Origin of the sequence: Nonomuraea sp. NPDC050547, from assembly GCF_044457345.1 — a bacterium.
GTDB lineage: Bacteria > Actinomycetota > Actinomycetes > Streptosporangiales > Streptosporangiaceae > Nonomuraea.
On record NZ_JBITGW010000001.1, the window covers coordinates 675,462 to 688,239 of the forward strand.

Genomic DNA, 12,778 nt, shown 5'->3' on the forward strand with positions numbered 1-12,778 from the left:
CGGGGTCCTCACAGTGATGGCAGCGACCGAGGATGCTCGCTTCGCTCCATCAAGTGGTCTGTACCAATTAAGGTGGGACTCGTGACTCGTCGCGCGAAAATCGTCTGCACACTTGGCCCCGCCACATCCTCCCCCGAACGACTGCGCGAGCTGATCGCCGCCGGGATGGATGTCGCCCGCTTCAACCTCTCGCATGGCAACCATGAGATGCACAAAGAGGTATTCGACCGGGTGAGGGAGGTGGCGGCCGACCTCGGCCGCGGCGTAGGCGTGCTCGCCGACCTGCAGGGCCCCAAGATCCGCGTGGGAACCTTCGAGGAGGGCCCGGTCCGGCTCGGGTTCGGCGACGTCTTCACCGTCACCACCGAGGACGTGCCCGGCGACCGCGAGCAGGTCTCCACCACCTACAAGGGCCTGCCCGGCGACGTGCGCTCCGGCGACACGATCCTGGTCGACGACGGCCGCCTGGTGCTGGAGGTGACCCGCGTCGACGGCCAGCGCGTGACCACCCGCGTCGTCATCGGCGGGATGATCTCCGACAACAAGGGCCTCAACCTGCCCGGCGTCAACGTCAGCGCCCCCGCCCTCACCGACAAGGACGAGGCCGACCTGCGCTGGGCGCTGCGCACCGGCTTCGACATGATCGCGCTGTCGTTCGTGCGCCGTCCTTCGGACGCCGACGTGGTCCGCAACATCATGGAGCAGGAGGCGGTACGGCTGCCGCTGCTCGCCAAGATCGAGAAGCCCCAGGCCGTCGAACGCCTCCCCGAGATCGTCGAGGCCTTCGACGGCATCATGGTGGCCCGCGGCGACCTGGGCGTCGAGCTCCCGCTCGAAGAGGTGCCGATCGTCCAGCGGCGCATCATCGAGCTGTGCCGCGAGAAGGCCAGGCCGGTCATCGTCGCCACCCAGATGCTCGACTCGATGATGAACGCCCCGCGCCCCACCAGGGCCGAGACCTCCGACGTGGCCTACGCCGTCATGGACGGCGCCGACGCCGTCATGCTGTCCGGCGAGACCTCCGTCGGCAACTACCCCATCGAGTCCGTCTCCACGATGGACCGCATCGCCTGCGCCGCCGAGAAGGCCTCCCTGACGGCCACGCACAGCCTCGACCGGCTGCCGGAGACCACCGGCGGCGCCATCGCCCGCGCCGCCGCCGAGGTCGGCGCCATCGTGGGCGCCAAGGCGCTGGTGGCCTTCACGATGTCCGGCGAGACGGCGCGCCGCCTGGCCCGCTACCGCTCGCCGATCCCGCTGCTGGCCTTCACCTCGGCGCCGCACGTACGGGGCCAGCTGTCGCTGACGTGGGGTGTGGAGACCTTCCACGTGCCGTTCGTCCACCACACCGACGACATGGTCCGCCAGGTGGAGGCGTCGCTGCTGTCGCTGGGCCGGCTGGAGAAGGGCGACAAGGTCGTCATCGTGGCCGGTTCCCCTCCCGGCACCCCGGGCTCCACGAACGCGCTGCGCGTGCACACCATCGGTTCCGCCGTGTCGCACGCCCACTAGCTCTCTCCGCCGAAACCCCGCGAGCGCCGCCTACCCGGTCTCGCGGGGTTTGCTGCCGTCCGGGCTCAGTTGGCGTGCAGGGTGGCGTTCAGTTCGATGCGCCGACCGGTGCGGGCGACCGCCTCGACCGCGCCCGACTGGGAGTTGCGGCGGAACAGCAGGCCGCTGGAACCCGACAGTTCCTTGCCCTTGACCACGCGGCCGTCCGGCAGCGCGATCTTGGTGCCGGACGTGACGTACAGGCCCGCCTCGACCACGCAGTCGTCGCCCAGCGAGATCCCCACACCGGCGTTGGCGCCCAGCAGGCACCGCTCGCCGATCGCCAGTGGGAGGCGCAGCTAGAAAGCAAGCGTTCATTTCAGGTGTGCACGGGCGCAGCGCAACCAGGAAGGCACTACTGGTGGCGCTCGTTCTTGCGAGCCTTGTGCAGACTCACCACATAGCCCGTCCTGATCCAGATCGCCACGGTGACCGCGCCTGCGGCCCCGCCCGCCAGACCCCAGGGAAGCGGGTCCTCACCGGTGGCCAGCGCTATGACCATCCAGGCCGAGAAGAACGCGACGCCGAACCCGGGTGCGAACCACAGCGGATGCCGGATCATCCCGCGGAGCATTCTTCGCCGTATGCTCGCCAGCACACCGACCGCCGCCGAAAGGGTGATGAGTGTTTTCTCCAGCACAGTCGTTCTCTCCAGGGGAGGGGTGCGGTCCGGTGAACCGCACCCCTGCAAGGACGTTGATCAGGACGGATCGAAACCGAGCCCGGCTTTATAGTAGAAGAGCATGGAGGGCCATCCGCCGGTGCTCTTGCCGCATGGACCGGTCATGCACTGGTAGTCGATGATCGCCTGCTGTATCTCCTTCGCGGGTATTGACATTCCGCCGCTGGCCTTGGGCGGGTTGAGTTTGTTCATCAACCCCTGGAGGAAGTTGATCAGTGGTTGGATTTTTCCGATCACGCTCGGCGAGAGGTGCTTGTATATCAGGTTGAGAATTTTCGGGATGAAGATGCCGGCCACGGCGATCGACCCTGCGGCCGACTTCACGAAGTTGGCCCAGAAGACCACCATGAGATCGGCATTGCAGTTCTTTTCGCAGGTCAGCAACTGCTTGGCGACGCCGACGACGCCGCCGACGAATCCCTTGCAGGCTACGAAGAGCACACCTGTGCCCACGCAGGCCAGCCCGATCGCTTGTTCCAATGCGAAGAAGCCGATCTGGCACAGCCAGGGGCAGCCCGCCTTGCCGTCGAGATCGTTGCAGTTGGCCGGATCGCCGAAGCAGTACTCGTAGGCGTTGGCGGATCCGCCGATGATCGGGTCCATCTGGAGAAATCGGCCGGTCGCCGGATTGTAGAGCCGGGCACCCATGAGAATGATCCCCGCGAGGGCGTCACCCGATCGCTGGTGGGCCCCCAGCCATCCGTAGCGGGACGGGTTCGGGGCGGCGAGGTCACGGGGCGCGCCGTACTCAGTCTGCTCGAAGTAGGCGTCGACTCCGCTGCCAGTCGCTGCGGCGTCGACAGTAGCGACGACGTCACCGTGCAGGTTGGCGAGTTGGAGCGTCACCTTCCCGTCGCTGCTCTGAATCGCACCCAGCCCGATGAACCCGGCGACGTTGCGGGTCCAGCCACCGCTGGCCTCGGAGATCCAGGCAGGGCTGTCGCCGCTGCCCGCGTAGTGGTTGATGAGCGTGCCTGGGCGCGGACCGCCGACGCTGGTCATCGCGCGGATGCGGCCAAGGGGGTCGATGGAGAACGTACGGGTCTGCGTGTCCTGAGTCAGGGATGCGACCATGTCGTCGGCGTGGTAGCCGATCTTCAGGTCGGTGCCGCCTTCGACGTCGGCGGCCGGAATCTGCGTGGTCCTGCCGAGATTGTCGAAGACATGGCCGCCGTTGGAGCGGTCGGCCTGGTCGTAGGAGCTGTTGCGGACTTGAGGCGTGGTTGTCGTCGAGCAGGTGCCGTTCGACTCGCCGGGGTAGGTCTTGAGCGAGGTGCGGTTGGTGTTGTCGTCGAACTGATACTGCCGCGTCGTGCATCGGCCTGCTGCCTGATCCTGAACGCTGGTCAAGCGCCCGGCCAGGTCGTATCCATAGCTCTGGCTACCGGCAGGGGACACGTCCTTGACGGTGTTGCCGATCGTGTCCACCGATTGAGAGAAGCCGAGCCAGGTCGCTCCAGCCTTGCCGTAGGACATTCCTGTCGCCTGACCGGCGTTGTCGTGCCTGAGGGTCGCGGTCAGTCCCCCGGGATAGGTCTGCTGCGTGAGCCGGCCGTCGGCGTCGTAGCTGGCGGTGAACGTCCCCACCCCAGTGGATTCGATCTTGGTGGGCAGGCCGCGGGACTCGGCTTGTCCGTCGCTCGCGGTGCCGTAGGTGTAGGTGGTCGTGCCCTTCCCGTCACTAATCGTCGAGGTCTGGCCGTCGATCGTGTAAGTGAGCGTCGAGGTGTTGCCGTCGGCGTCTACCGAGGTGGACACGCGGCCGAACGTGTCGTACGTGGTCGTGACCTTGGCGGCCGGAGTGCTGACCTCCGTCTGCAGACCGGTTTGCGGTTCGTAGACGACAGTGCTCTCGGGTACGGATGTGCCCCCGTCGGCCTCCGGTATGACCGTGATCTTGGTGGTCTTAGGCCGCCCCGCCTGATCGAACCCGACGGTCTTCGTGCGCGTCGTGGGTCCACTCACCTGCGTGACCACGGCACTCTGACCGTAGTAGGCGTACGCGGTCGTCGTGACCGGAAGCGGCGCTCCGGTCGGCTGGCTGCCCGGCCCGGACCGGCATACCATGCCTGCCCAGGCCGCCTTGTCGCCGCACGCGGGCACTGATGGATGCGTTCCGGCGGTGTAGTAGCTGGTAACCGTCGTGCCCGCGTCCGCTCCTGCGGATTTCGGAAGCCGGCGCTCGATCTCGCGGCCCGCGGCGTTGTAGCGCACCTTCTTCGTGAGGCTGGACTGCTCGTTGACCAGCACGGACTCCGTGGTGGCCAGCCGCAGATCCCAGCCCGACGTGTCACCAGACTGGACGGGGTCATACCCGCGCTTGGCGATGCGGACGTCACTCGCAGAGGGGGACGCTCCGTCGTCCACGACGGCGGGTTCGGCGCGCAGGGTGGTGAGAAGTCCGTACTCCTTGCCGCTGTCCGGCTTCCCTTCGTCGTAGACATTGCTGGTTCGCTGCCTGGCCGAGACGACCGTTCCGGCCGCGAGGGTCACGGGGTGCGTCGGCCCCTCGGAGGTGAGCAGGGCGCTGCGCGCGTTGTAGGTGTTGACGGTCGCGAGCAGGTGCGCTCGCTGCGCGGAGTCCGCCCGCGCGGCCACGTACGGATCCGTCTGCGGACCTGGAGTCAGCGCCTGAGCACGGTTGGCCGCCGACAACTTCCAGACCACGTTGCCCCGGTCGTCGTACCGGGTCGCAGCGACCTGCCATCCGCCCGCGCCGTAGGCGGCATGGTCGACCGCGCGGCCGTTGACGTCGGTGTAGAAGATCTGGGCTCGCGCCCAGTCACCCGAACCCGGCGCGTACGCACCGTTGGTGGCACGCGGAGGTGTGTGCGAGGCAGGGAAGATCGCGGTACCCGTCACAGGAAGGCCGGACGCCTGACCCCACGTCGCGGTCTTGGCGAGCGTGAGATCCACGGGTGCGCCTGCGCCCCCGATCGGCACGTCATAGGCCACCGCCCATGTGGGATCGGTCGCTCCGTTCTCCCGCGCGACGTGGGCCAGACGCCCGCGAGCGTCGTAGTCGATCCGCCACGGCGCGAGGCCGACCGGCGTGATCTGAGAGATCCGGCCCTCGGCAGAGTAGGCGTATACGGTCGAGATCGTCGATCGCGGGTCGGTGACCTGACGCAGCCGGCCGGTGGAGTCATACTGGTACGTGGTGAGGACGGTTGTCTTCATCGCGTTCGACCCAGGATCGAACGCGGTGAATGACACGCTCTTTACCTGGTCCTTGAAGTCTCCCCAGCCAGAGTCCACGCCGGTGGCGGTCGTCGCCGCGGCGTACGAGAGCTCCAGCGCGCGGCAGCCAGGAGCCAGGACGCTCCCACATGTGACGCCGGCCGTCACAGGTGCGAGCACCCGGGTTACTCGGCCTTGGGCGTCACGGTAGTAAGTGATGGCCGATTCGGCGGCGGTCGTCCCAGTACGCGCGACAACCCACTTGTTGTTCGCCTTGGTGTAGGTGGTCTTGCTGCCGGTGGACTCAGTTATCGTGAGCTCTTCGCTCGTGGCGGCAATTCTCGATCCGTTGGCGGCGTCTCCCACCCCAACAAAGCTGGTGCCGTCCTTGACGTACGACAAAGTCGAGCCGTCGGCGCCCACGAGCTGCAGTGAGCCGTTCTCGCCGGCGCTCGTCGGAGAGAACTCTTCTATGCCGGAGGCGACCGTGGGAAAGCCCGCACGCCAGCCCGGCCCGAACACCTTGTTTTCGGCGAGTTGTTCGTCGGCACGGTCGGCTGCGGGGTTGAGCGTGGTCGCGGTCCGGCTCACGGCGATGCCGAACAGGCTCGCGTCCGTGCTGCTCAGCGCGAAATCTCCGGATTGGAGGGCAACCTTGCCAGGACCGACGTCGGCGATGGCATAGGAGCCGCCGAAGGCGGAACGATCAAGGATCACGTCGATCGGCTTGCTGCACGCCTCGGCTTCCCCGCCGCCGGAAAGACAGGCGCGCAGCTCGATCGTCCCATCGGGGATCGAGGCCGCTTGCAGGGTCTTGGCCACATCCCAGGACAGCTCGGGGAAGTCCTTGGCGGTGTCGGTGCGCGTCTGGGGCCAGGCAGGGACGGGCTGCCCGCTGCCAGGGACAGTGACATCGGCGGGGGGAACCGGGGTGAAAGCCGTGCTGCCCGCGCGGCCCGTCCCCCTGTACTCATAGCGGATGCCGGTCCGTCCGGACGGGGCGGCGCCGACCAGCGAGGTGGCGCGTTGTGTGCGGGAGTTGTGCTTGGGGCTGACGAGCCCGCCAGGACCGATGCCGAAGTTGAACGAAGCGACGGCGGAGGTGTTGTGCGCGTTGTCGCGCGTCTTCACGTAGAGAGTGTGCCAGCCGTCGTCGAGCGGAGGGATCGCCAACTGCTGCGAATCGTTGACCTCCGAATCGATCCGGGACAGCTTGTTCACGTGGTACGCGTACGGATCATCGATGGTCCACAGATAGGCGTTGTTGCCCTTGAGACCGCTGATCGAGCAGGACTGTGATTGCTGCTCGCCGTTGACTCGGGGATACCACGTATCCGGCCGAACCTCGCAGGTGATCGTAGGTGCTGCAGGAGCGGAGGCATCGATGGCGGTCTTCTGCCAGACCGACCAGGCCGAGTAGCTCGTGCCGTCGAAGGCCCGAGCCCGCCAGCGGAGCTTCTGCCCGTCGAGAAGTCTCCCGGCCGGGACTGAGACCTTCGCTTCGGTGCCCGAGGCAACGCCGTCCACGCTGCCCGTCCAAAGCTGGCCGGTGCCCTGGTTGGCGTCGGGGTCGCGCTCGACCTCGTACTCGGCGCGGAGTACGCCCCCGTCAGGGTCCTTCACGTCGGCCACGAGCGTGGGTGTGGTGGTACTGGTGTAGACGACGCCGTCGAGACCCGTTGTCACCGGAGCCACACGCAGCTTTCCAGTGGCCGGGGTCGAGCCGAAGGTGACGATCAATTTGGGCGGGACGCCGCCGGTCGCGGCGTCTTCTGAGGCGTCGAAGCCGCGATCGTACTGATTGGTGAAGGGTGTCGGGCTCTCCGTCACCAGGCGCAGCATCACGCCGTGCGCCCCGGCGCCGCTCGCCCACGAGCGGGCGATGTCGGTGACGTTCCACGTCCACGCGCCGTGCGGGATGCTGCCGTTCCCCGTGCACGCGCCGGGTTCACGCGCCAGCTGCTCGCCATCGGTGGTGGTGGCCACGTTGAAGTTGGGGAAGCGGTCGCTCCATGCGGCCGTGATGCGCTGTGCTTTGACTGTCTGGCCGGTGACGCATCCCCAGCCGCCATTGCTCTGCAGGTCGAGCCGGGCGTCGGTGACCGCCTGTCCGGCGAGGGTGCTGGTGTCGAACCGAAGCAGAGCGCGCTGGAAAGTCCGGGTGTTCCCGCTGTCGCTGGTGCCCACCTGGATGCTCTGGTTGAACCCGCCGTCGGAGAACGCCGTCACATCCGTGAGCACCGGGATGGTGGTGGCGGGGTCGACGGTCACCGGGTAGGTGGTGTCGGGATCGGCTAAGAACTTCGCATCGGGTTTGAGGACCAGTGCCTGGTCGTCGCCGCCGGTGACGACCGTGGTCTCGATGGTGCCGGTTTCCGTGGCAGGCGAGTCGTACATGACGGGCTCTGGAGCTGAGGCGACGATCCGGCCCTTCGCATCGCTGAGGTTGAGTTCGCCCCGCCTGGTCTTGGCAAGCGTGAGGCCCTCGGTGTGGATCGGAATTCTGTACTCGACCGGGCCGGACGGACGCTGGCGTAAGACCACGTCGTGTCGGAACCCGGTGGGTAAGGCGGTTAAGACCAAGTCCGCACCTGGACCGGCGGCGTCGGGATAAGTGGCCGTGTTGCCCTCCACCTTCGGCTGCGGCAGGGCGGCCGGCCAGCCAAGGGCGTAACTCTGCTTGCCCGACGGCGCGAGCTTTGCCAGCGGCCTGCTTTCGCCACCAGCGGAGAACTCCACGCCGCCCAGCGCTGCCTTCGGCCTGAGCACGCCGCCGGCCTCTACCAGCGTGGTGTCGATCGGAGCCCAGGAGTCGCCCTCCTTGACCCGGACCGGACCGCTGGACGCTTCAAGTGTCAGCGTGCCGTCCGGGTTGGCGTAGGTCAGCGAGGTCTCGGTCGTTTCTCCGCTGACCAGCACGCGGGTCCCCTGCAGGCGTGCAGACAGCGCTGCTGAGACGCGATCGGGTCGTTCAGCCAGCGGCTTTGCTTGGGCAGCCTGGCGGGGCTGGGCGGGTTGAGGGGTGGGGACAGCTAGAGCGGCTTCGGACGTGGATACCACCAGCGTGCCCATGATCAGCGTGGCTGTCGCGGCTCGCAGTGCCGCGCGCCGCTTGAGCGCTGTGCCGGGCCGCGCCCTTCGTGGAGAGCCCACTTATTCTCCTGTCGCAAGGGTCAACAAACTGCTTGATCGTATATGTGTGATCAAAAGGGAAATAAGGTGTCAAAAAGGTAAGATGATCATCACTAGGGCCTGTGCGATCCGGTTGCGCAGGCAGTGGGTGCGACCGCGCTGCCAGGCCGCGTCCGGCGGGCTTGCGCCGATCGCCTCGATCGCCTCGCAGTGCGCGTCGGACTCCGCGCCGACCGCCCGGCAGCGTCGGCGGGCCGACCTGGATGCGGAGATCACCCGTTCGTTCGAGGCCTCCGGTGGCACCTACGACTCGCCGCGCATCACCCGTGACCTGCATGAGGGGTGTCGGCGGGTGTCGGGAAGCACCGTTGCGGCGCGGATGGCCGAGCTCGGTCTGGTGGTCCGCGTGCGGCGCACGCCGCGCTCGCTGACCCGGCAGGGCAAGCGGCCGGCGGCGCCGGACCTGGTGTGGCGGAAGTTCACCGCGCCCGCCGCGGACGTGCTGTGGTGCGGCGTTCGGATCGCGGCTCGGAATACACGGCCGCCCGCTCCCAGGAGTTGTGCCGGTGTCTGGGCGTGGTGCAGTCGATGGGAGGCGTGGGCCGCGCCGCGCTCGACAACGCGGCCGCCGAGGCGTTCAACAGCACCCTCAAGGTCGAGTACGTGCACCGACACCGGTTCCACACCCGGGCCGAGGCCCGTCTGAAGATCGCGACCTGGGTCGCCGAGGTCTACGACACCGCCCGGCGGCACAGCGCCGACGACGGCCTGCCGCCCACCCCATTCGAACGTCACATGATCGAGAAGAGACAAGCCTCACCGGCGCCCCGAGCTCTTCACGGGCGTCCGGGTGGTGAATCGGCCCACCTGTGATCGTAGGTGTGTTCTCACCGCCACTGAGCCGGCTGACCTTGCAAAGCACCAAGAGCACTCCTGCCGAAACCCCGCGAGCGCCGCCTACCCGGTCTCGCGGGGTTTCCTGCCGTCCGGGCTCAGTTGGCGTGCAGGGTGGCGTTCAGCTCGATGCGCCGACCGGTGCGGGCGACCGCCTCGACCGCGCCCGACTGGGAGTTGCGGCGGAACAGCAGGCCGCTGGAACCCGACAGTTCCTTGCCCTTGACCACGCGGCCGTCCGGCAGCGCGATCTTGGTGCCGGACGTGACGTACAGGCCCGCCTCGACCACGCAGTCGTCGCCCAGCGAGATCCCCACACCGGCGTTGGCGCCCAGCAGGCACCGCTCGCCGATCGCGATGACCTCCTTGCCGCCGCCCGACAGCGTGCCCATGATCGACGCGCCGCCGCCCACGTCGGAGCCGTCGCCCACGACCACGCCGGCCGAGATGCGGCCCTCGACCATCGAGGCGCCCAGCGTGCCGGCGTTGAAGTTGACGAAACCCTCGTGCATCACGGTCGTGCCGGCGGCCAGGTGGGCGCCGAGCCGTACCCGGTCGGCGTCGGCCACGCGGACACCGGAGGGCAGCACGTAGTCGACCATCCTCGGGAACTTGTCCACGCCGTAGACCGTCACCGCCCCCGTGGCGCGCAACCGCAACCGGGTCCGCTCGAACCCGTCCACCGCGCACGGCCCCCGGTCGGTCCACACGACGTTGGCCAGCAGCCCGAACAGCCCGTCCAGGCTCAGCCCGTGCGGGCGTACCAGCCGCGACGACAGCAGATGCAGGCGCAGGTACGCGTCGTGCGCGTCGGCCGGGGCCTCCGACAGCTTGGCGATGCCGGTGCGCACGGCGACGACCTCGACGCCGCGCGCCGGGTCGGGACCGGCCAGGGCGGCCAGCTCGCCCGCCTCCTCGGCGTTGAGCCTTTCGGTGCCGGCGAAGGCGGGCTCGCCCAGCTCGGGCGCGGGAAACCAGGTGTCGAGGACGGTGCCGTCGGCGGCGATGGTGGCCAGGCCGATGCCGTGGGCGCCGGTGGTGGTGGGATCGTTAGCAGTCACGGGCCCAAAATACCGGGTCAGATGGTGCCGAGGTCGGCCGACAGCCACCGCTCGGGCCGCATGTGGAAGGTGACGAGAACGGCGAGGTTCGACTGCGCGACGTAGCCGGCCACCGCGTCGTCGGGCAGGTAGCGGGCGACGATCCTGGTCATCTCCTCCAGCGTGGTGGGATTCTTCGCGACCACCGGGCCTTCGGCGGACACGTAGCGGTAGGTCGGATGGCTCCGCTGGGCGAGCATCGACACCCGGCCCGCCTTGCCGATCAGCTGTGCCTTGACCGAATCGCCGTCGGTGAGGAACGACACCATGCCGCCCGGTTCGTAGTCGTACCAGATCGGCACGTTCAGCGGGGCCCGGCCCTCGCCCGCCTCCACCGCGACCGCCCCGATGTGCGGCTCGGCCAGGAACGCCTCCCGATCAGCAGCGCTCAGCGCCACGGCAACCCCCCGAAGATCGTCGTACTCCTGTGGCCGACCTTAACCCAGCGAGGCCCCGCCGAACGTGACGCGGACCGTCAGCCCGCCACCCGGGTTCGCCTCGGCCGCGACGACGGCGTCATGGGCACGCGCCACGGCCGCCACGATCGACAACCCGAGCCCGGTTCCCTCGCCGGGCGTGTGCCGGCGCTCGTGCAGCCGCCGGAACGGCTCGAACAGCAGCGGCACCACCTCGGCCGGCACCATCGGCCCCGTGTTCGTCACCATCAGCTCGCCGGCCCCGGTGACGATCTCCACCCTGCCGTCCGGCCGGTTGTAGCGGACCGCGTTGGCCACCAGATTCCCCACCAGGCGCTCCAGCAGCACCGGGTCGCCCTTCACCACCAGCGGGCCGCTCCGTACGAGCGCTCCGGCGTCGTCGCCCAGCGCCGCCGCGATGTGGTGGACCGCGACCGGCTCCCGCCGTTCCACCCCCTGCTCCGACACCGACAGCAGCAGCAGTCCCTCGATCAGCCGCTCGTTGCCGTCGGCGATGTCGATCAGCTTCTCCCGCATCCGCGACACCCGCGCCGCGTCCGGCTCGCCCGCCAGCCCGATCTCCGCCGCCGCCCGCTGCATCGCCAGCTGCGTACGCAGCTCGTGCGCGGCGTTGGCGGCGAAGCGCTGCTGCGCGCCGACCAGCCGCTCGATCCGGTCCAGCATGGCGTCGAAGGTGTCGGCCAGCTGCTTGAGCTCGCCCGACGGGGCGTCCAGGGCGATGCGCTCGTGCAGGTTCGCCCCCGACAGCCGCCGGGCGGTCCGCGTGATCACCGACACCGGCCGCAGCATCCGTCCCGCCATCCACCACGCCAGCACCACCGACGCCAGCGCGAACCCCGCCGCCGCCGCGATCGAGATGAACAGCAGCCGCTCCAGCGCCGTCTCCTCGACGAAGCCGAGCAGTTGCACCGTGGTGGCGAAGTCACCGCCGGACGGCGGGGCCGCGCTCACCCTGACACCCGGGAGCGCCCCCGGCCGGCCAGGCTGCCTGGCCGCCGCCGAGCTGATCGTGTTCACCAGGCTGTCCCGGAGCAGGAAGTAGATCAGCGCGACCAGCCCGCCGCCCGCCAGCAGCAGCAGCCCGCCGAACAACGCCGTCAGCCGGGTCCGCTCGTTCATGCGCCGATCCGGTAGCCCGCCCGAGGCACCGTCTCCACCACCGGAGGGTCGCCGAGCTTGGCCCGAAGCTTGCTCAGCGTCACCCGCACCGCGTTCGTGAGGTAGCTGGTGTCCTCCTCCCACACCTGGTCGATGAGGTCCTCGTTGCTGACGACCGCGCCCTCGGCGCGCATCAGCGTCTCCAGCACCGCGAACTCCTTACGCGACAGGTGCAGCGGGCGGCCGTCGCGGCCGGCCGTACGGCAGGCCGTGTCGAGCACCACCCCGCACCGCTCGATGACCGGAGGCAGCGCGGGACGCGCGCGCCGCCCGAGCGCCAGCACCCGCGCCAGCAGCTCGTCATAGACGAACGGCTTGGGCAGGTAGTCGTCGGCGCCCAGCCGCAGCCCGTCCACCCGCTCGCGCACGCTGCCCGCGGCGGTCAGCATGAGCACCCGGGTCATCAGCCGGTGGGCCACCACCCGGCGGCACACCTCGTCGCCGTGCACGCCGGGCAGGTCGCGGTCGAGCACCATCACGTCGTACTCGCCGGTCTCCAGCTTGCGCAGCGCCTCCCGGCCGTCATGGGCCACGTCGACGGCGAGCGCCTCCCGGCGCAGCCCCTCGGCGATCATCTCCGCCAGGAACGCCTCATCCTCCACCACCAGCACACGCATGCCCCCTCTCTACCTGAGGTGCGCATT

The 12,778-nt window shown here is 68.9% G+C and carries 9 protein-coding genes and 1 pseudogene; 3 read left to right on the plus strand and 7 right to left on the minus strand.

Annotated features, from left to right (window positions below; translation table 11 throughout):
- The first annotated feature begins 81 nt into the window (after positions 1-81).
- On the plus strand, positions 82-1,512 hold the full coding sequence (gene pyk, locus ACIBHY_RS03120; protein WP_397246333.1) for a pyruvate kinase: 1,431 nt from the start codon (positions 82-84) through the stop codon (positions 1,510-1,512).
- Between the two features lie 65 nt (positions 1,513-1,577).
- Here pyk and ACIBHY_RS03125 read toward each other — a convergent pair whose 3' ends face one another.
- From ACIBHY_RS03125 to ACIBHY_RS03135, 3 genes are all read right to left on the minus strand, one after another.
- On the minus strand, positions 1,578-1,850 hold the full coding sequence (locus ACIBHY_RS03125) for a DapH/DapD/GlmU-related protein (protein WP_397246789.1): 273 nt from the start codon (positions 1,848-1,850) through the stop codon (positions 1,578-1,580).
- Between the two features lie 56 nt (positions 1,851-1,906).
- Positions 1,907-2,113: a hypothetical protein gene (locus tag ACIBHY_RS03130; protein ID WP_397246335.1), complete on the minus strand. Its 207-nt coding sequence runs from the start codon at positions 2,111-2,113 to the stop codon at positions 1,907-1,909.
- 138 nt (positions 2,114-2,251) lie between these two features.
- Complete coding sequence (locus ACIBHY_RS03135) at positions 2,252-8,485, minus strand: RHS repeat-associated core domain-containing protein (protein ID WP_397305783.1); 6,234 nt, start codon at positions 8,483-8,485, stop codon at positions 2,252-2,254.
- A 163-nt stretch (positions 8,486-8,648) separates the two neighbouring features.
- On the opposite strand from ACIBHY_RS03135, the pseudogene ACIBHY_RS03140 reads away from it, so the two are divergent.
- A pseudogene (locus tag ACIBHY_RS03140) lies at positions 8,649-8,948 on the plus strand (transposase); the annotation flags it as partial.
- Positions 8,949-9,052: 104 nt separating this feature from the next.
- Positions 9,053-9,418: an integrase core domain-containing protein gene (locus tag ACIBHY_RS03145; protein WP_397246340.1), complete on the plus strand. Its 366-nt coding sequence runs from the start codon at positions 9,053-9,055 to the stop codon at positions 9,416-9,418.
- Between the two features lie 119 nt (positions 9,419-9,537).
- Here ACIBHY_RS03145 and dapD read toward each other — a convergent pair whose 3' ends face one another.
- From dapD to ACIBHY_RS03165, 4 genes are read right to left on the minus strand one after another with little or no spacing between them, the layout of a single operon-like run.
- Positions 9,538-10,500, minus strand: coding sequence for a 2,3,4,5-tetrahydropyridine-2,6-dicarboxylate N-succinyltransferase (dapD, locus tag ACIBHY_RS03150; protein ID WP_397305784.1), 963 nt, complete (start codon positions 10,498-10,500; stop codon positions 9,538-9,540).
- A 17-nt stretch (positions 10,501-10,517) separates the two neighbouring features.
- Positions 10,518-10,937: a pyridoxamine 5'-phosphate oxidase family protein gene (locus ACIBHY_RS03155; protein ID WP_397246345.1), complete on the minus strand. Its 420-nt coding sequence runs from the start codon at positions 10,935-10,937 to the stop codon at positions 10,518-10,520.
- Between the two features lie 39 nt (positions 10,938-10,976).
- Positions 10,977-12,095: a sensor histidine kinase gene (locus ACIBHY_RS03160; RefSeq protein ID WP_397305785.1), complete on the minus strand. Its 1,119-nt coding sequence runs from the start codon at positions 12,093-12,095 to the stop codon at positions 10,977-10,979.
- Entirely contained in the window at positions 12,092-12,751 is a 660-nt protein-coding gene (locus ACIBHY_RS03165) for a response regulator transcription factor (protein WP_397246349.1), read from the minus strand. The genes ACIBHY_RS03160 and ACIBHY_RS03165 overlap by 4 nt, the downstream gene beginning before the upstream one ends.
- Between the last annotated feature and the right edge of the window lie 27 nt (positions 12,752-12,778).

Bases quoted from the DNA above. Each gene is read 5' to 3' on its own strand.
- ACIBHY_RS03160 (WP_397305785.1), bottom strand. From the start codon at position 12,095: ATGAACGAGCGGACCCGGCTGACGGCGTTGTTCGGCGGGCTGCTGCTG.
- ACIBHY_RS03165 (WP_397246349.1), bottom strand. From the start codon at position 12,751: ATGCGTGTGCTGGTGGTGGAGGATGAGGCGTTCCTGGCGGAGATGATC.
- ACIBHY_RS03130 (WP_397246335.1), bottom strand. From the start codon at position 2,113: ATGATCCGGCATCCGCTGTGGTTCGCACCCGGGTTCGGCGTCGCGTTC.
- ACIBHY_RS03135 (WP_397305783.1), bottom strand. From the start codon at position 8,485: ATGGGCACGCTGGTGGTATCCACGTCCGAAGCCGCTCTAGCTGTCCCC.